General features: G+C 68.1%; 19 protein-coding genes. 4 read left to right on the top strand and 15 right to left on the bottom strand.

Annotated features, from left to right (window positions below; translation table 11 throughout):
* Positions 1-39 precede the first annotated feature (39 nt).
* The 8 genes from ACO07H_RS04055 to ACO07H_RS04020 all read right to left on the bottom strand — a co-directional run bounded on the left by ACO07H_RS04055 (position 40) and on the right by ACO07H_RS04020 (position 7,399).
* On the bottom strand, positions 40-627 hold the full coding sequence (locus ACO07H_RS04055; protein WP_422011376.1) for a methylamine utilization protein: 588 nt from the start codon (positions 625-627) through the stop codon (positions 40-42).
* Positions 628-677: 50 nt separating this feature from the next.
* Entirely contained in the window at positions 678-1,748 is a 1,071-nt protein-coding gene (gene holA / locus ACO07H_RS04050; RefSeq protein ID WP_422011374.1) for a DNA polymerase III subunit delta, read from the bottom strand.
* Positions 1,748-2,236, bottom strand: coding sequence for an LPS assembly lipoprotein LptE (gene lptE, locus ACO07H_RS04045; protein WP_422011372.1), 489 nt, complete (start codon positions 2,234-2,236; stop codon positions 1,748-1,750). The genes holA and lptE overlap by 1 nt, the downstream gene beginning before the upstream one ends.
* A gap of 5 nt (positions 2,237-2,241) precedes the next feature.
* A complete protein-coding gene (leuS, locus tag ACO07H_RS04040; protein WP_422011370.1) occupies positions 2,242-4,902 on the bottom strand; it encodes a leucine--tRNA ligase in 2,661 nt (886 codons plus the stop codon).
* Positions 4,903-4,942: 40 nt separating this feature from the next.
* Positions 4,943-5,368 carry an ExbD/TolR family protein gene (locus tag ACO07H_RS04035; protein WP_422011368.1) on the bottom strand — a complete coding sequence of 142 codons (426 nt, stop codon included), beginning with the start codon at positions 5,366-5,368 and terminating at the stop codon, positions 4,943-4,945.
* 108 nt (positions 5,369-5,476) lie between these two features.
* Positions 5,477-6,115, bottom strand: a complete 639-nt coding sequence (locus ACO07H_RS04030) for a MotA/TolQ/ExbB proton channel family protein (protein ID WP_422011366.1) — start codon at positions 6,113-6,115, stop codon at positions 5,477-5,479.
* A gap of 1 nt (position 6,116) precedes the next feature.
* A complete protein-coding gene (gene dapB / locus ACO07H_RS04025; protein WP_422011364.1) occupies positions 6,117-6,881 on the bottom strand; it encodes a 4-hydroxy-tetrahydrodipicolinate reductase in 765 nt (254 codons plus the stop codon).
* Complete coding sequence (locus ACO07H_RS04020) at positions 6,881-7,399, bottom strand: outer membrane protein assembly factor BamE (RefSeq protein WP_422011362.1); 519 nt, start codon at positions 7,397-7,399, stop codon at positions 6,881-6,883. Before ACO07H_RS04020 ends, dapB begins: the two co-directional genes overlap by 1 nt.
* Positions 7,400-7,553: 154 nt before the next feature.
* Here ACO07H_RS04020 and fur point away from each other — a divergent pair, with 154 nt between their 5' ends.
* Positions 7,554-8,003 (top strand): ferric iron uptake transcriptional regulator, encoded by a 450-nt coding sequence (gene fur / locus ACO07H_RS04015; RefSeq protein ID WP_422011360.1) that lies wholly within the window; start codon positions 7,554-7,556, stop codon positions 8,001-8,003.
* Here fur and ACO07H_RS04010 read toward each other — a convergent pair whose 3' ends face one another.
* The 4 genes from ACO07H_RS04010 to hpf form a co-directional block, all read right to left on the bottom strand.
* Complete coding sequence (locus tag ACO07H_RS04010; protein ID WP_422011358.1) at positions 8,004-9,419, bottom strand: nicotinate phosphoribosyltransferase; 1,416 nt, start codon at positions 9,417-9,419, stop codon at positions 8,004-8,006. It lies immediately after the preceding gene.
* A gap of 169 nt (positions 9,420-9,588) precedes the next feature.
* Positions 9,589-10,545, bottom strand: a complete 957-nt coding sequence (hprK, locus tag ACO07H_RS04005; protein WP_422011356.1) for an HPr(Ser) kinase/phosphatase — start codon at positions 10,543-10,545, stop codon at positions 9,589-9,591.
* Positions 10,546-10,666: 121 nt separating this feature from the next.
* Positions 10,667-11,137, bottom strand: a complete 471-nt coding sequence (locus tag ACO07H_RS04000; protein ID WP_422011354.1) for a PTS sugar transporter subunit IIA — start codon at positions 11,135-11,137, stop codon at positions 10,667-10,669.
* Positions 11,138-11,384: 247 nt separating this feature from the next.
* The gene (hpf, locus tag ACO07H_RS03995; protein ID WP_373714942.1) at positions 11,385-11,726 is read right to left on the bottom strand and encodes a ribosome hibernation-promoting factor, HPF/YfiA family; all 342 of its coding nucleotides are present in this window, start codon (positions 11,724-11,726) and stop codon (positions 11,385-11,387) included.
* A 420-nt stretch (positions 11,727-12,146) separates the two neighbouring features.
* On the opposite strand from hpf, the gene corA reads away from it, so the two are divergent.
* The 3 genes from corA (at position 12,147) to ACO07H_RS03980 (ending at position 15,433) form a co-directional block, all read left to right on the top strand.
* Positions 12,147-13,136: a magnesium/cobalt transporter CorA gene (corA, locus tag ACO07H_RS03990; protein ID WP_422011351.1), complete on the top strand. Its 990-nt coding sequence runs from the start codon at positions 12,147-12,149 to the stop codon at positions 13,134-13,136.
* 487 nt (positions 13,137-13,623) lie between these two features.
* The gene (locus ACO07H_RS03985; protein ID WP_422011349.1) at positions 13,624-14,547 is read left to right on the top strand and encodes a MerR family transcriptional regulator; all 924 of its coding nucleotides are present in this window, start codon (positions 13,624-13,626) and stop codon (positions 14,545-14,547) included.
* 13 nt (positions 14,548-14,560) lie between these two features.
* Positions 14,561-15,433, top strand: coding sequence for a ferritin-like domain-containing protein (locus ACO07H_RS03980; protein WP_422011347.1), 873 nt, complete (start codon positions 14,561-14,563; stop codon positions 15,431-15,433).
* Positions 15,434-15,498: 65 nt separating this feature from the next.
* Here ACO07H_RS03980 and ACO07H_RS03975 read toward each other — a convergent pair whose 3' ends face one another.
* From ACO07H_RS03975 to ACO07H_RS03965, 3 genes are read right to left on the bottom strand one after another with little or no spacing between them, the layout of a single operon-like run.
* On the bottom strand, positions 15,499-16,362 hold the full coding sequence (locus ACO07H_RS03975) for a hypothetical protein (RefSeq protein ID WP_422011345.1): 864 nt from the start codon (positions 16,360-16,362) through the stop codon (positions 15,499-15,501).
* Between the two features lie 25 nt (positions 16,363-16,387).
* Positions 16,388-17,257 carry an ABC transporter ATP-binding protein gene (locus ACO07H_RS03970; RefSeq protein ID WP_422011343.1) on the bottom strand — a complete coding sequence of 290 codons (870 nt, stop codon included), beginning with the start codon at positions 17,255-17,257 and terminating at the stop codon, positions 16,388-16,390.
* Positions 17,254-17,607 carry a GntR family transcriptional regulator gene (locus tag ACO07H_RS03965; protein ID WP_422011341.1) on the bottom strand — a complete coding sequence of 118 codons (354 nt, stop codon included), beginning with the start codon at positions 17,605-17,607 and terminating at the stop codon, positions 17,254-17,256. Before ACO07H_RS03965 ends, ACO07H_RS03970 begins: the two co-directional genes overlap by 4 nt.
* Between the last annotated feature and the right edge of the window lie 104 nt (positions 17,608-17,711).

The raw sequence follows: 17,711 nt of genomic DNA, 5'->3' as shown, positions 1-17,711 counted from the left end.
GCGGGCTGTGAGCGAAGCGGGCGTGCGGGGCGACTCATGTCAGTCGGCCAGCGTCAGCACGCTGGTGCCGCCGCCCGCGTGCACGTCGAGCTTGAGGCTTTGCAGCGTCTGCGACTTCTGGCCGTCATGCCAGGCCTTGGCAACGTGCTCGCCGACCGGCAGGTCGAACGTGGCCTGGCCCTTGTCATCGGTGCGCGCGAACAGCGGCGTGTCGACGACGATGACGTGGGCGCTCATGCGGTCGTGGATGTTGCAGCCCAGCGCCGCGACGCCCGGCTTGTCGAAGACGATGGGCTCGGTCGGCGTGCCGGAGTACAGCTTGATGTCGATGACCTTGATCGGCGAGATCGAGTAGACGTGGTGTCGCACGGTGTCGAAATTAGGGAAGTTCACCGCCGTGCCGGTCTGCACGATGAGCAGCTGCGGCGTGAACTGCCGGTCACGCTGGCCCATGTCGGCCTTGGCCGTGGTCGTCTTGCCGGTGCGGCCCTTGACCTCCACGGCCACGGCGGCGTTCGCAAGCGGCTGGCCACCGGGGCCGCGCAATTGCACGGTCACGGGCACGGCGAGCGCGGCAAGCGGGCTCAACGACAGGACGATGAGGCAGAGGGGGCGGATGGTCGGCATGGCGGCAAGGCTCCTGCCCCAGACGATAGCCGAATCAGGCCCGCGCGGACTCAGCGAGCGGCCAGAACCACCCCAGTTTTACCGCTTGCAGCCTCGGCGAGCATCAGCGCCAGCCGCCGCAGTGCCGCCCAGGGGGCGCTGGGCCAGTCTGGGTGGCGCAGGCCCTTCACCAGCCCGTCGCAGACTTGCGCCGCCTGCACCAGCATGCCGGCCTGCGCGGCGTTCAGGCGCGGCGCGACGCGTTCGAGCAGTTTTTCCTTGTTGCCCCAGACGCGCGCTTCGCGCAGCGCCAGCGGCAGCGGCTTGCCGGCGTCCAGCGCCGTGCGCACGCGGGCCAGCGCGCGGATGTCCTCGGACAGCGTCCAGTGCACCAGCACGGCGGCCTCGCCCTCGGCCTCCAGGCCGTCCAGCATGCGCAGCAGGCGCGGGACGCCGCCCGACAACACGGCCTCGCTGAGCTTGAAGACGTCGAAACGCGCGACATCCAGCACGGCAGCCTCGATCTGCGCCAGCGTCAGTTCGCCCCGGGGGTGCAGCAAAGCGAGCTTCTGCAGCTCCTGGTGGGCGGCGAGCAGGTTGCCCTCCACGCGGTCGGCGAAGAAGGCCAGCGCCTTCTGGCCGTCCTCGCCTTCGGGCACGGACTGCCCCTGGGCGCGCAGCCGCTGGGCCAGCCAGGCCGGCAGCAGGCGGCGCTCGACGGGCTCCACGCGCAGCGACACGCCGTGGCCGTCCAGCGCGGTGAACCAGGCGCTGGAGAGCTGGGTCTTGTCCAGCCGCGGCAGCGTGACAAGGGTAAGCACGTCCTCGGGCGCGGCCTGTGCGTAACGCTGCAGCGCCTCGGAGCCGTCCTTGCCCGGCTTGCCGCCCGGGATGCGGATCTCGATGAACTGTCGTTCGGAGAACAGGCTCATCGCCTGCGCGGCGGCGAGCACCGGGGCCCAGTCGAAGTGGGCGCCGGCGACGGTGAAGATCTGCCGCTCGCCAAACCCCTGCGCGCGTGCCGCGGCGCGCACCTGGTCGGCCGCCTCCTGCGCGAGCAGCGGCTCGTCGCCGTGGACGGTGTAGATGCGGGCCAGGCCCTTGCCCAGATGGGCCGCCAGCGCCTCGGTGCGGAGTTGCATCAGCTCTGCGGCTTCACCGCGGCCAGGCGGCGCATGACCTGCGCGATGGCGTCGGAGTGCATCGCGCCGTACAGGTTGGCGGCCTCCTGCTCCTTGGCCAGCGCGGCGCTCTCGGTGTAGTTCATGTCGCGGTTCAGGCGCAGCTCCACCTTGGGCACCAGCAGTTCGCCGGAGGCCGTGCGGATCAGGTAGTCGAACTGCAGCCGTAGCTGCCATTCGCGCACCTGGCCCACGCTGGTGGACGCGACGACGGTGCGGTCGCGCACCTCATGCGTGGCCTCCAGCACGACCTGCGCGCGCGCCGGATCTTCCACCAGCTGCACCGGCGTGCGCTTGATCTGTCGCTTCAGGCCCGCGGCCAGCGGCGAGTCGGGCGCGAAGCCCGTCAGTGCCAGCGTCTGGAAGCGCAGTTCCGGCTCTTTGCGCAGCTCGAAGCCGCAGCCGGCGAGGGCCGCGCTGCCGAGCAGCAGGAGATGTCGGCGTTGCATTGCGATCAGACGACGACGTTGACGAGGCGGCCCGGCACGATGACGACCTTCTTGGGCGCCCGGCCTTCGCTGAACTTGGCGAACTCGGGGTTGGCCAGCGCGGCGGCCTCGATGGCGGCCTTGTCGGCGCCGGCCGGCACCTTGACCGAGCCGCGCAGCTTGCCGTTGACCTGCAGCATCAGCTCGATCTCGTCCTGCACCAGCGCGGCCTCGTCCACCGTGGGCCAGGGCGCGTCGAGCAGGTCGCCGAGTTCGGCGGCAAAGCCGAGGTCCTGCCAGAGCTGGTGGGCGATGTGCGGCGTGGCTGGGTACAGGACGCGCAGCAGCACCGAGAAGCCGTCGCGGATGGCGGCCGATTGCCCCTCAGCCTTGAAGCCTTCCAGCGCATTCAGCAGCTTCATCGCGCCGGAGACGACGGTGTTGTACTGCATGCGCTCGTAGTCGTAGCTGACCTGCTTGAGCACGTTGTGCACCTCGCGGCGCAGCGCCTTGCCGTCGCCATTCAGCGCGGCGAAATCCTTGCCACCGGTCTTGATCGCGTCGGCGTTGCGCACGCCGAAGTTCCACACGCGCTTCAGGAAGCGGTGCGCGCCTTCGACGGCCGCGTCGTTCCACTCCAGCGTCTGCTCCGGCGGGCTCGCGAACATGACGAACAGCCGGGCCGTGTCGGCGCCGTACTGGTCGATGAGCGCCTGCGGGTCCACGCCGTTGTTCTTGGACTTGGACATGGTCGTCATCTCGTACTCGAGCGGCGTGCCGTCCTTCTTCAGCGTCGCCCCGGCGATGCCGCCCTTGTCGTCGTGGATGACGTCGATCTCGTGGTCCCAGTAGTAGTCCTTGCCACCGCCCTCGGGCTTGTGGAAGAAAGCGCCCTTGAGCACCATGCCCTGCGTCAGCAGCTTCTCGAACGGTTCGCTGATCGTCACCAGCCCCAGGTCGCGCATCGCCTTGGTCCAGAAGCGCGCGTACAGCAGGTGCAGGATGGCGTGCTCGATGCCGCCGATGTACTGGTTCATGCCAACCCGGCCAGGGTTGGCCTTGTCAGCCCCCATCCAGTACTCGGTGCCGTCCGCGACCATGGCCTGCTCGTTGGTCGGATCGCAATAGCGCATGAAATACCACGACGAGTCCACGAAGGTGTCCATCGTGTCCGTCTCGCGCTTGGCGGGCTTGCCGCAGGTGGGGCAGGCGACGTTCAGGAAGGCGGCGTGCTTGTTCAGCGGGTTGCCACTGCCGTCGGGAATCAGGTCGTCCGGCAGCACGACCGGCAGGTCCTTCTCGGGCACGGGCACCACGCCGCAATCGTCGCAATGGATGATGGGGATCGGCGTGCCCCAGTAGCGCTGGCGGCTGATGCCCCAGTCGCGCAGGCGCCAGGTGGTCTTCTTCTCGCCCAGGCCTTGCGCGGCCAGCAGCTCGGCGACCTTGTTGACCGCGTCCACATGGCCCAGGCCGTCGAGCACGCCGGAGTTGATGCAGCGCGCCTTCTGTTTGTCGCCGTACCACTCGGCCCAGGTCTTGTCGTCATAAGCCTGGCCTTCCACGTCGATGACCTGCTTGATCGGCAGCTGGTACTTCAGCGCGAACGCGAAGTCGCGCTCGTCGTGCGCCGGCACGCCCATGACGGCGCCGTCGCCGTAGCTCATCAGCACGTAGTTGCCGACCCAGACCTCGACCTGCGCGCCGGTGATCGGGTGCGTGACGAACAGGCCCGTGGGCACGCCCTTCTTGTCCTGCGTGGCCAGCTCGGCCTCGGTGGTGCCGCCGGCCTTGCATTCCTCGATGAACGCGGCCACCTCGGGCTTCGTCTTCGCGGCGATGGTGGCCAGCGGATGCTCGGGTGCCACGGCGCAGAAGGTCACGCCCATGATGGTGTCGGCGCGGGTCGTGAATACCCAGAGGCGCCCGCCACCGCCTTCGATGGAATGCGGGAAGGCGAAGCGCACGCCCTGGCTCTTGCCGATCCAGTTCTCCTGCATCAGCCGCACGCGCTCGGGCCAGCCGCTCAGGTAGTTCGGGTCCGCCGGGTCGGCCACCGCCGACAGCAGCTCCTCGGCGTACTGCGTGATCTTCAGGTAGTAGCCCGGGATCTCGCGCTTCTCCACCAGCGCGCCCGAGCGCCAGCCGCGGCCGTCGATGACCTGCTCGTTGGCGAGCACCGTCTGGTCCACCGGGTCCCAGTTGACGACCTGGGTGCGGCGCTCGGCGATGCCGGCTTCCAGCATCTTCAGGAACAGCCACTGGTTCCACTTGTAGTAGCTGGGCTGGCAGGTCGCGACCTCGCGGCTCCAGTCGATGGCCAGGCCCATGGCCTGCATCTGGCCCTTCATGTGGGCAATGTTGGAGTACGTCCACTGCGCGGGCGGCAGCTTGCCCTTCATCGCGGCGTTCTCGGCCGGCAGGCCGAAGGCGTCCCAGCCCATGGGCATGAGGACGTTGTAGCCCTTCATGCGCAGCTGGCGGGCCAGCATGTCGTTGATCGTGTAGTTGCGCACATGGCCCATGTGCAGCTTGCCCGAGGGGTAGGGCAGCATGGAGCAGGCGTAGAAGTGCGGCTTGCCCGGTACTTCAGTGACGCGGTAGGCGTCGCGCTCCGTCCAGTAGGCACGTGCGGCGGCTTCGATCTCGTTCGGGTTGTAGCTGGGCGCTTCGGTCTTGGCGTTCATGCGCCAAATTGTATGGGTCGCCCCCGTGGCGACCTTTCGCTCAGGGGGCGGAGGCGGCCGCCTGCGCGACGAAGGCGATGCGGTTCAGCCCGGCGGCCTGCACCCAGCCGATCAGCTCGGCCACCTGGCCGTAGGGCACGGCGCGGTCGGCGCGCAGTTGCACCTCCATCTGCGCGTTGGCGCGGCCGAGTTCGGCGATGCGTTGCTGGAAGGCTTTCGCGTCCAGTTCCTCGTCGCCGAGGTGCAGCCTGCCGTCGGGCGTGATCGCCACGGCGACGGCGCTCGGCGCGTCGCTCGGCGTCGCGGCTTCGCTGCGGGGCAGGTCCAGCCGCAGCGAGGCCGTCATCAGCGGCGCCGCGATCATGAAGATGACCAGCAGCACCATCATCACGTCGATCAGCGGCGTCATGTTGATGTCGCTCATCGGCCGAGCGGCGTCGGTGCGTTCAAGCCGGCCGAATGCCATCAGCGCTGCCCGGCCGCCCGAAGGCGCCGATGCGCCCCAAGGGCCACGAAGAGGCCCCTACCGGTGCCCTGGGGCAGTGAACGCAGTGAGCGTGGGGGCTTCATGTCTTCAGTCGTGGTCGAGGAGTTCGCGCAAGTCGTGCGCAAAGCCTTCCAGGTCGGCCTCGCAGGACGCGACCAGCTTGCCGAAGACGTTGTAGGCCAGCACGGCAGGGATGGCCACCGCCAGGCCCGCGGCCGTCATGACCAGCGCCTCGCCGACCGGGCCGGAGATCTTGTCGATGGTGAGGTTGCCCGCCGCCGAGATGCTGAGCAGCGCGTGGTAGATGCCCCAGACGGTGCCGAACAGGCCCACGAACGGCGCCGTTGCGCCGATGGACGCGAGTGCGACCTGGCCGAACTGCAACCGGGCCAGCACGGCGTGCAGCGCGTCGCGCAGCCGGCGCGTCAGGCGGGATTCCCGCTTGCCAGCGGCGTCCAGTGTGGCGTTGCGGGTTTCGGCCGTGGCCGCGTCCAGCAGCGGCAGCAGCAACTGTTCGGTGTCGAAGCTCTGCAGCGCGCTGCGGCCTTCAATCACGCCGGCTGCAGCCCAGAACGCCGGCACGGCGCGCGCCAGGCCGTGGCGGGCGCGGCGCAGCAGCCAGGTCTTCCACAGGATCAGCGCCCAGGCACTGACTGACATGACCAGCAGCACCAGGGCCACGGCGCGGCCGATGACGTCGCTCTGGGCCCAGAAGGTGCTCAGCATGTCAGCGACCGAACCCCAGCACGTCGTTCATGCCAAACAGGCCCGTCGTCTGGCCGGCCAGGAAGCGCGCGGCGCGCAGGCTGCCCTGGGCGTAGATGCCGCGGTTGCTGGCCTTGTGGCTGATCTCGATGCGCTCGCCGGTGCCGGCGAACAGCACGGTGTGGTCGCCGATGATGTCGCCGCCGCGCACGGTGGCAAAGCCGATGGTGGACGGGTCACGCACGCCGGTGACGCCTTCGCGGCCGTACACGGCGCATTGCTTCAGGTCCCGGCCCAGCGCATCGGCGACGACCTGGCCCATCTGCAGCGCGGTGCCGCTGGGCGCATCGACCTTGTTCCGATGGTGGGCCTCGATGATCTCGATGTCGAAGCCCTCGTCCATCGCGCGGGCGGCCAGGTCCAGCAGCTTGAGCACGACGTTGACGCCCACACTCATGTTGGGCGCGAAGACGATGGCGGTGCGTTCGGCGAAGCGGGCGATCTCGGCCTTCTGGGCGTCGTCGAAGCCGGTGGTGCCGATGACGGCCTTCACGCCCAGGTCGGCACAGACGGCCAGGTGGGCCAGCGTCGCCTCGGGGCGGGTGAAGTCGATCAGCACGTCGGCGCCGGCCAGCGCCGTGCGCACGTCGTCGCCCTTGTCCAGCGTCGCGTGCAGCGTGGCGTCACCGGCCACCTGCACGGCCTCGATCAGCATGCGGCCCATGCGTCCCGAGGCGCCGGTGATGGCGACCTTCAACGGCGCCGTGCCGCTGGCAGCCACTTGCATCACGACCCCGTCTTGGCCGGCGCGGCGTCCAGCGGCGGATAGGTGCGGCCGGGCGCCGGGCCTTCGGCGGCTGCGGTGGGCGCGGCCTCGGCGCTCTTCTTGGGCGGCGGCAGCGCGTTGCGTTCGGCTTCGCTGAGCGCCATCTTCAGCTCCCGCTTGGCGGGGCGGAAGGTGTTGACCGAGGCCACGAACTCGATCTCGGTCGGCAGGTCTTCGGGCACGTCCAGCGACTTCAGCTTGTCGCCGTCGAACTGCGCGACGACGAGGCGCTGCTGCGGCTCGGCGCCCTGGCGGCGGATGGTGAAGACGTAGTCCCAGCGCGACTCGTGGAAGACGTCGGTCAGCAGGGGCGAGCCGAGCAGGTCGCGCACCTGGGCCTTGGGCATGCCCGGCTTGACCTTGGCGACCATCTCCTTGGTCAGCACGTTGCCCTGCACGACCTCGACGCGGTAGGGCGTCAGCACGCCCAGCACCTTCTCGCCGGTGACGGTGGGCAGCGTGGCCCAGGAGGGGAGCATGGAGCAGCCGCCAAGCAGCGCAAGCAGCGGGAAAGAGGCAAGCAGGGGACGCATGGGGCGGCTCGAGAGGGGACGGGTAACACCGGCCGAAGGCTCGGCTGGCTATGATCGGCGGATTCTAGCGGGGCCCCTTCCCGGCCCCGGCCCGCGCTCCATGCCCAGCACCCCTTCCGCCAAGAACCAGTCCAGCGACATCAAGAACAGCGGCCTCAAGGCGACGCTGCCGCGCATCAAGATCCTCGAGATCTTCCAGCGCACCCAGCAGCGTCACATGACGGCCGAGGATGTCTACAAGTCGCTGCTGGGCGAAGGCGCCGACATCGGCCTGGCCACGGTCTACCGCGTGCTGCAGCAGTTCGAGCAGGCGGGGCTGATCAGCCGCAACCACTTCGAAACCGGCAAGGCCGTCTACGAGCTCAACGAGGGGCACCACCATGACCACCTCGTCTGCCTGACCTGTGGACGGGTCGAGGAGTTCTTCGACACCAGCATCGAGGAGCGTCAGCACGCGATCGCGAGTGAGCGCGGCTTCCAGTTGCAGGAGCACTCGCTGGCGCTCTATGCCAGCTGCGTCAAGGTCAACTGCCCGAACAAGGCCGGTTGATCAATGGCCGGCGGCGCGGGCGCGGATCGCCGCGAAGCTGTCGTCCACGAGCAGGCGACCGTCTTCGAAGACGGTGCGCAGCACCTCGGTCGCACCTTCGGCGAGCGCTTCACGGCAGCCGGGTGAATCCAGCCTGACGGTGGCGAACGCGTCGTCGCGGCGCAGCAGCGTCAGCCGCCCGGCCTTGCTGCGCTTGGCGGGGTCGGTGACGGGCGCCTTGAAGACATCGCGCCATTCGCCGTTCACTTCAGCGGCCGAGGCCTTCATGGCGAAGCCCAGCGTGTCGCGGTTGACCTGCTGCAGCAGCGCGCCGCCCTGGCCGAAGGCGATGTTGTCGGCCGAATAGCCCGCGCCCTGCAGCGCCGCCAGGATGCTGGCGATGGACTGGCGCGTGATGCCATCGCCCTGGATGACGCGCACATGCCGCAGCACCTTGTAGCCCTTGGCATTCACGTCGCTGCCGAAGGACGCGTCCAGCGACTGCACCGTGCGCGGCACCACGGCGGTCGGGTCGCCGCTGTCCGGGCGGATGACGACGGTCGCACCGCTGGCGATGACTTCGTCGCGCAACGCGCCGCCCCAGAGCTGCGTCACGGCGGCGTCGAGGTCGTAGGAGTCCGACACCACGGCCAGCAGCGCGCCGGGCTTGCCGAACTGCCGCAGCATGTTGCGGTAGGCGTCGAGTTCGCCGTCGCGGCCCCAGGCCGTGATCGTGCTGTGTTCGGCGGCCGGGATGGAGAAGCCCGCCATGGGCTCGCCGTAGTAGGCGCGCGCGCCCAGCAGCGCCGTCATCGTGTCCGTGCCCTGGAAGTTCACGAGGTGGGCCATGCCGCCCAGCATCGCCGACTCCAGCGACGACACGCCCCGCGCGCCGAAGTCATGCAGCTTGAAGGGCAGGCCTTCGGGCGAGCCGGTGCGCTGCAGTGCGTCGGCAATGAGGCGGCGCGTCGCATGGCTGTGGCTGGCCACGGTCGTCGGGTACCAGATGCGCAGCAGCGCCGTCTCCAGGAAACTGGTCAGCCACCAGCAGGCCGGGTCGGTGTTCGCGATGGTGACGAGGGCGTGGCCCACCGGCACGACCAGGCCCTCGGGCACCGCACGGATACGCACCGGCAACCGCCCCGCGTGCGCGTCGACGATGTGCTGCCAGCCCTCGCGATGGAACGGCACGCCATGGGCCGCGCAGACCTCGGCGGCCAGCACCACGTCGTCGGCCGTGACCGGCCGGGTGAAGTACTCCTTCAGCAGCGCCTGCAGGCCGAAGAACACCGTGTAGGGCAGCGTGCCGCCGCGCGCCTCGATGTAGCTGAACACGGTGGTCGTGTGCGGCGGGTATTGCAGCCAGTGGCTGGCCTTGTAGCTGTCCGTGTTGAGGATGAGCAGCCGGGCGATGTCGCCGAATCCGTTCAACGCCATCAAAGGCCTATGTCGCCATGCATGAAACCGCGGACTGGCGCCGGGCCGCCCCAAGCCGGCCCGCAGGCGATGTGCTTGCGGCTCAATGCCGCAAACATCGCCGTCCCCCAGGGGGACCGGCTAGGCGTGCCCGCGTTCAGCGCGGCAAGACTGGGCGAGGGGCTCACGTTCAATCGATGGAACCGTTGTCGATGGCGCGTTGGTGGCGCTCGACGAATTCCTTGTACGTGTCGATGCCGCGCAGTTGCAGGATGGTGTTGCGCACGGCGGCTTCCACGAGCACGGCCAGGTTGCGGCCCGCGTCCACCGCGATGACGACCTTGCGCGCCGGCATGCCGAGCACGTCTTCGTACAACGGTTCGTAGGGCAGGCGCTCGAAGTCGCGCTCCATCGTCTCCTTGCGCACCAGGTGCACGATGAGCTTGAGGCGCATCTTGCGGCGCACCGCCGTCTCGCCAAAGATGGACTTGATGTCCAGCAGGCCGATGCCGCGCACTTCCAGCAGGTTCAGCAGCAGCTCGGGGCAGCGGCCCTCGATGGCGGTCTGCGAGATGCGGAAGAAGTCCACCGCGTCGTCGGCGACGAGGCCGTGGCCGCGCGAGATCAGCTCCAGGCCCAGTTCGCTCTTGCCCAGGCCCGACTCGCCCGTCAGCAGCACGCCCAGGCCCAGGATGTCCATGAACACGCCGTGGCGCGTCGTGCGGTTGGCGAACAGCTGCGACAGGTAGCCGCGCACCAGGTCAATGACGTGCCCGGCGGACTCGGCCGTGCGGAACAGCGGGATCTCGGCGCGGTCGCACATGGCCACCATGCGCGGCGGCGGCACGGAGTCGTCGGCCACGATCAGGACCGGGGGCTCCAACGTGACGATGCGCGAGATGCGGCGGTCCTGGGTCTCGGCACTTTCCTGGCTGAGGTAGGCCACCTCGCGCCGACCGACGATCTGCACCCGGTACGGGTGGATGTAGTTCAGGTAGCCGACCAGGTCGGCTGCGCTTTGCGCATCGCGCACGGCGGCTTCGTCGAAGCGGCGCTCGGGATGCGCGTGGCCGGCGATCCATTCCCAGCGCAGGGCCTCGCGGTGCTCCTCGAAGAGTCGCTCGGCGCTGATGGAGGTCGGTTTCATGCGAGCCGTGGTCCTGCGGGTACACCGAGCGGGTGGCGATGCTCGCGGCGTCGAGCCACGAGCACATCGCCAGACGGGCCGGCTTGGGAGCGGCCCGGCGCTCGGCCCGAAATGCCGCGCATCACGCGACGGACTTGAGGGGTTCCCAGGCGGCGATCAGCTTGTGCAGCGTGGCGGCGTCCGGCTCGGTCTTGAGGTGCTCGCGCAGTTCGCGGTCGGACAGCATCTCGGCGATCTCGGACAGGATTTCCAGGTGCCGCTGCGTGGCGGCTTCCGGCACGAGCAGGAAGATCAGCAGGCTGACGGGCTCGTCGTCGGGCGCATCGAAGCCGATCGGCTGCTGCAGCCGCAGCACCGCGGCCAGCGGGTTCTTCAGGCCCTTGACGCGACCGTGCGGGATGGCGACGCCGTGCCCCAGGCCCGTGGAGCCCAGACGCTCCCGTGCGAACAGGTTGTCGGTGACCAGCGCGCGCGCCATCTGGTGGTGGTTCTCGAACAGCAGGCCTGCATGCTCGAAAGCGCGTTTCTTGCTGGACGCATCCACATTCACCGACACGTTGTCGGCGGGCAGGATGGCGGCGAGACGGTTCATGGGTTGGGGCCGGGCGTCGGGGGCGCCATGGGGCGCGGCCGGAACCGGGCGTGGGTCAATCAGAGCCGCGGATTATGGAACTGTCACGCGTTTTGGGGTGGGCGGTTGACCCTAGACCCGTGCAAAACGCGCCTGCAGACCCCCGAATGCGGGTTTTTGCGGCACCGCAGCAACAGCCGATCACCGTGGATTGCGCATCGCAAAACAAAAGCGGCCCGCAGGCCGCTATCGCGTGAGCCGCGTGGGCTCAGGGCGCCGGGACCTCCAGGCGCTTGGCGGAGGCGTGATGGTGGTCTTGCACCTTGTCCTTGTGGCGGCACACCTGCCGATCCAGCTTGTCCATCAACTGATCGATCGCCGCGTAAAGATCTTCGTGGGACTGCTCGACGAAGATGTCGCGGCCCTTCACATGCAGCGTGACTTCGGCACGCTGGCGGCGCTCCTTCTCCTTTTGCTTCTCCACGGTCAGCAGGACGTTGATGTCAACGACCTGGTCGAAATGGCGGGTCACACGATCCAGCTTGGTGAGCACGTACTCGCGCAGAGCCGGCGTGACTTCGAGGTGATGGCCACTGATCGTCAGATTCATAAAGCCTCCTTTCAGAGGATGGGTCGGGGAAAACGGAACCAGAAAACTGAGAAAGGTGAGGGAGGAGAGGGGGGTCTTTTCAGGTAGCAGAGTTGGGATGGGAGTGGGGAATCGACGGGCTCAGTTTGCGCGCGAAGTGACCTCGTGACAAGAGGATGACGGTGAGGTTTTGTGCCCTTCGGTGCCTTGATATTGCGGCTTCTTTCACATCTCCCAGCGGTGCAATAATCTTCAGCTATCCCCCCAACGGAGCCCTTCTTGGACAGCGATCACCCTCGGTGACCGTCCACTCCCGCCGCACGGCCTCTTCTCTTGAGAACTGAGCACCGCGCCCGCCCGGAGTGAGACGGTTGACCTGACCCCCGCCACCCCGGACGGCGCACGCCGTCGTCCCTGTGCCAGCGCTGCTGGAGACGATGCATGCTGAATGTGTTCACACTGGACAACGGCCGCCTGAAGGGCGGGCTGTTCCAGGAAGAAATCGAAACCGCTGAAGACCTGGCCCAGTCGCGCCCGGTCTGGGTGGACCTGGAGAGCCCCAGCGCCGAGGAGAAGGGTTGGATCCGCGACCGTTTCGGGCTGACCATCCCCGAGGACATCGTCGACGAGGACCTGGAGGAATCGGCCCGCTTCTACGAGGAAGACAACGGCGAGCTGCACATCCGCTCGGACTTCCTGATCGAGGGCGACGATGGCCCGGACGGCAAATCGGCGCGCAACGTGCGGGTGGCCTTCATCCTGTTCAACAAGGTGCTGTTCTCGATCCACAACGAGGACCTGCCGGTGTTCCGGCTGCTGCGGTTGCGGGCGCGGCGCATCCCGGCGCTGATCGAGGATGCGAAGGACGTGCTGCTGAAGCTCTACGACGCCGATGCCGAGTATTCGGCCGACGTGCTGGAAGGCATCTACGACAAGCTGGAAGCGGTCAGCGCCCGCGTGCTGAAGAGCAACGTGACCGACGCCGAGGCCGGCGGCGTGCTGGCGGCCATCGCACGCGAGGAAGACTTGAACGGGCGCATCCGCCGCAACGTGATGGACACGCGCCGTGCAGTCAGCTTCATGATGCGCAGCCGCATGCTCAACGCCGAGCAGTTCGAGGAGTCGCGCCAGATCCTGCGCGACATCGACTCGCTGGATTCCCACACGGCGTTTCTTTTCGACAAGATCAACTTCCTGATGGATGCGACCGTCGGTTTCATCAACATCAACCAGAACAAGATCATCAAGATCTTCTCGGTGGCCAGCGTTGCCTTGCTGCCGCCCACGCTGATCGCGTCCATCTACGGCATGAATTTCCGGCACATGCCGGAACTGGATCATCCCTGGGGCTACCCGTTCGCGCTGGCCTTGATGGTCGCCTCTGTGGCGGCGCCGTTCATCTACTTCCGCCGCAAGGGTTGGCTGAAGTAAGTCCCACCCTCCGGGCCTCGCCCGCGGCCGGTTGTGCAGCACGGCCGAAGAAAAGGGCCTGCGTCGCGTGACGCAGGCCCTGCTTCATAAAAGCGGTCGCTGAACGCCCCGGAGCCAACGAGGGAGGGAGGGAGGAGGAGGAGAACGGCTCCGAGATTGCTGCTCTTGTTTCAGAGAGGTAGAGCGACCTGAATCGGGTGAGGGGCAGAGCTCCTCGGGTTTTCACTGTGTGTGTACCCTGAGAGTCCGCCAATCGCACAAAGTTCCACGCGGCTGTACCGGGTTTGGGCGACGATTGTTGAGGCTGTGTGTCAGCCTGCCGATCTGTTTTAGATGGTCGCGATGCGATTTACAAACAGTATCGCCAACGCCCTGTTGACGGGCGTGCGGGCGCAACATGTCGAAGGTTTGTCCATTCGAATAGAGTCGAGATTTGGTGTTCAGCGCGCTGACATGCCCATGTTGTCGAAATTCTGTTCACTCAACCATGGCTGACGCGCCGGCGGGCTGCGTCGGCATCGCTGCCGTCGAGCGCGACACGGGCATCGGCAAGGAGACGCTGCGCGTCTGGGAGCGCCGCTACGGCTTCCCGGCACCCGGGCGTGACGCGTCCGGCGAGCGGCTGTACTCGCCCGAGCAGGTGCAGCGGCTGCGCCTCGTCAAGCGGCTGCTTGATGCAGGCCACCGGCCGGGGCGCGTTGTCGCGGCCTCGTTGCAGGAGTTGCTGGCGCTGGTGGCGCCGGCACCCTTCGCGCCCGGCCTGGATACCGAGGCGCCCGAGGTGGCCGCCTGCATGGCGCTGCTGCAGGCCCACGGTGGCGAGGGGCTGCAGCAGGCGTTGTCGCGAGCGGTGTTGCGCCGAGGCCTGCCGGGCGCGGTGTGCGCGGTGTTCGCGCCACTCGCGATGCGCATCGGCGATCGCGTGGTGAGTGGCGAACTGCAGCCTTTTCAGGAGCGCCTTTTCGGTGAATCGCTGCAGTTGGTGCTGCGCCAAGCCGTGGGTGCGTTGACACCTGAGGCGGGCGGGCCGCGTGTGCTGCTGTCGACGCTGCCTGGCGACGACCACGCATCGGGCCTGGCGATGCTGCACGCTTTGTTGTGCCTGGAGGGGGCCGCCTGCCTGCCGCTGGGCGTGCAGTTGCCGCCGGCCCAGCTCCCGCTCGCGGCCATCGCTCGCGAAGCCGACATCGTTGCCCTGACATTCAGTGGCCGCCTGTCCGGCAAGGCCGTGCTCGAAGGGCTGGCCGGGCTGCGCGAACTGCTGCCCCGCCACGTCGAGATCTGGGCCGCCGCCCGCGGTGGCGTGCTGCGGCCACCCCCCGGTCTGCAGGGCTTGCGCCCGCTGAATGACCTTTCAGACGTCGGGCCGGAGCTCGCACGCTGGCGCGAACTTTTAGAATCCCGCCTCTAAACGAGGACCCGACATGCTTTACCCCGAACTGTTCAAGCAACTCGAAGCCGTGCGCTGGAACATGGACCGCGACATTCCGTGGGACAAGTTCGACGCCAGCCTGCTGAGCGATGAACAGGCGCAGACCATCAAGATGAACGCCATCACCGAGTGGTCGGCGCTGCCTGCCACCGAGATGTTCCTGCGCGACAACCGCGAGGACAGCGACTTTTCGGCCTTCATGTCGGTCTGGTTCTTCGAGGAGCAGAAGCACAGCCTCGTGCTGATGGAGTACCTCAGGCGCTTCCGCCCCGACCTGGTGCCCACCGAGGAAGAGCTGCACGAGGTGCGCTTCGACTTCGACCCCGCGCCGGCGCTCGAGACGCTGATGATGCATTTCTGCGGCGAGATCCGCCTCAACCACTGGTACCGCCGCGCAGCCGAGTGGCACAGCGAGCCGGTCATCAAGGCCATCTACGAAACGCTGTCGCGCGACGAGGCCCGCCACGGCGGCGCCTACCTGCGCTACATGAAGCGTGCGATGACCAAGTTCGGCGACGAGGCGCGCGCCGCCTTCGCCAAGGTCGGCGTGCTGATGGCCAGCGCCCGCCGCACCGCGCAGGCGCTGCACCCCACCAACCTGCACGTGAACGCCAAGCTGTTCCCGCGCGACACCATCCAGAGCCGCCTGCCCGACCCCGAATGGCTGGAGCACTGGCTGGACAAGCAGATCCAGTTCGACGCCGTGTGGGAGAACAAGGTCGTCGAGCGCATCCTGCACAACATGAGCCTGCTGATGGACCGCAGCTTCGCGACCGTGCAGGAGCTCAACCGCTTCCGCAAGGAAGTGGCTGCGCGCCTCGTGAAGCCCGCGTCGCCCGACGCGCTGGTCGGCAAGCCGGTGTGATGAACCCGGCGGCATGACAAAAGGGGCCCTTGGGCCCCTTTTTTCTTGTCGGGCGGCTGTCCCGGTCAACCCCCGCGTGAGCGCTTGGCCACCACCAGCGCAAAGCCCGCGACCGCCACGACCATCCAGCCGAAGAAGTCCGCCGTCGCCAGGTCGGCCAGCGTCTGGCCGAGGTCATGCAGGGCCCAGTTCCACAGGCCGACGTCGGACTTCAGCGCACGCATCAGGCCCGGGCCGTCGTAGACCAGCGCGTGGTTGATGTTCTCGTTCAGGCGCTGGAGCATCACCAGCGGCCAGTCGAAGTCGTAGACCTTGTGCAGCACGGCCACGGCCACGGTGCCCCCCACCAGCACCACCGGCACGCCCAGGCGCTTCAGCCAGGCCGACGCCGCCATCAGCGTGAAGATCACGGGCGCCAGCCACAGCATCAGCGGCACCGTGCCGATCACGCCCCGCGCCAGCAGCGGCGCCGCGGCGGTGACCACCTCGCTCCAGTGCACCGACATCGCGGCGTTCAGGTCCGCCTTGCTCGCCAGCACGGACACCGCGATCGGCAGGCCGAACAGCATGCCGACGACCGCGCCGCCCAGCGGCACCAGCCAGGCATGGGCCAGCACGGTCGCCGCCACGCTTTCGCTCGGCCGCCCGGGCAGCGACAGCCAGAACTCGATGGAGCGGTCCTGCTGGTCGCGCCGTGCCAGGCCCGGCAACTGGAACAGGCCGACGACCAGGCAGATCGCGTAACCCGCGCACGCGCTGACCACCAGGATCACCAGCGACAGCAACTCGGCCTGCTCCATCGGCAGGCCCTTGACCTGGCCGAACGGCAGCATGGCCAGAAAAAGCAGGGGCGGCGCAAAGGCGGCGATCAGCCAGCCGCGCTTGTGCTGCATCCACTCGCGCAGCAGCAGGGTCGGGATGTGGTTCATGACGTCTTCTCCTTCTGAATGAGGCTCAGGCCTGCTTGCCGTTGAGCGCCGGGTTGCGGGTCAGCGCCATGAAGAGGTCCACGAGGCTGGGGCGCACGCGCTGGCCCAGGCTCGCGATGTGGTCCGGCGGCGCGCCGTCGAACAGCGCCGTCGTGCGGCCCTGCTCGCGGTAGCGCAGCAGCGGGTGGGCGGCGGCCATCGCGTCGGCAGCCGCCGGGTCGTGGTTCAGTGCCACGAAGCGGCGGTCGATGTCCTCCAGGCTGATCGCCAGCGCCACGCGGCCCTCGTCCAGCATGATCACGTCGCTCAGCAGCGCCTCCACCTCTTCCACCTGGTGGGTCGAGATCAGCACGCTGCGCTCGCCGTCGCACCACTCGTCGATCAGCATCTCGTAGAAGCTCTTGCGCGACACCACGTCCAGGCCCAGCGTCGGCTCGTCCAGGATCATCAGCCTGGCGTCGATGGCGGCGATCAGCGCCAGGTGCGTCTGCGCCACCATGCCCTTGGACAGGCTCTTGACCTTGTCCTTCTCGCCCACGCTGGTGCGCTTGAGCAGCGCGCGCGCCCGCTCGGCCGAGAACTTGGGCTGCAGCTGCGCCATCAGCGTGATCAGCTCGTGCACCCGCGCCCAGCGCGGCAGCACGGCCACGTCCGGGATGTAGCTCAGCTCGGTCAGCAGGGTCTGGCGGTCCCGCGTGGGCTTGTGGCCCAGCACACTGAGGTCCCCCTGCACCGGCAGCAGGCCGACGAGGGCCTTCATCAGCGAGGTCTTGCCCGCGCCGTTGTGCCCCAGCAAGCCCACCACGCGGCCCTGGGGCACGGTGATGGAAACGTCGTTCAGGGCCATCTTGCTGCCGTAGCGCAGCGTCAGGTTCTTGGCTTCGATGAGGTTCATGTCGACTCCCAGTTCAGATCCTTGGCGCTCAGGCCCAGGCGCTTGAGCTTGGCGCGCAGCGCGGGCCAGTCCTTCTGCAGGAACTGCTCGCGCTCCTGCTGCAGCAGCCGGCTGCGGGCGCCCGACGTGACGAACATGCCCAGGCCGCGGCGGGACTCGATGAGCCCGTGGTCGCTGAGCGCCTGCAGCGCCCGCGTCACCGTCAACGGGTTGATGACGTATTGGCTGGCGAGCTGCCGCACCGAAGGCAGGGCCTCGCCTTCCAGGGGGCTGCCGTCGAGCAGTTGCACGGCCAGGCGGTCGGCCAACTGCTGGTAGATCGGCGCCTGGTCAGTCCAGGTGGGAGTCATGCGCGCTCCGGGGTGTGTTGCTGATGTAGCACACCATATCTCCTCCCCCGGGGCCGGCCCAGCGCGGCGCGACAGGCTGCAGATTTCGGGGGATGAGCCGTTCA

The organism is Roseateles sp. (assembly GCF_965229315.1).
Classification (GTDB): domain Bacteria; phylum Pseudomonadota; class Gammaproteobacteria; order Burkholderiales; family Burkholderiaceae_C; genus Pelomonas.
This window is presented reverse-complemented; position numbering and strand designations above follow the sequence as displayed.